The sequence below is a fragment of the Falsihalocynthiibacter sp. S25ZX9 genome, assembly GCF_041205405.1.
GTDB lineage: Bacteria > Pseudomonadota > Alphaproteobacteria > Rhodobacterales > Rhodobacteraceae > Falsihalocynthiibacter > Falsihalocynthiibacter arcticus.
The window spans coordinates 1-288 of the sequence record NZ_JBGFCD010000297.1; the positions used below are offsets into that span (position 1 = coordinate 1).

General features: G+C 51.4%; 1 pseudogene. It reads left to right on the forward strand.

What is annotated here, in order from left to right:
* Positions 1-288: pseudogene (locus tag AB9F29_RS22315) on the forward strand (division plane positioning ATPase MipZ); the annotation flags it as partial.

Sequence of the window (288 nt, forward strand, 5' to 3'; positions counted from 1 at the left end):
AGTTTTGGTCGGTATATCTAAAACCGCAAAGCCTATGCAGAAAAGCATGATCTCACGCTCGCCTGCCCTTATTACCAAGACCTTCCCGAAATCGACTCCACCGCTCTCGAACCCGGTGAAAATATCTATGACCACCGCCTGTCAGCAGCCGTCGCGACCTTGGAGCCAACCTGCGATTTCATTCTTATTTACTGTCCGGGAAGCCATACTCTCCTGTCCCAAGTCGCGCACTCGCTTGCCGACACATTGGTTAGCCCGCTCAACGATAGCTTTGTGGATTTCGATCTT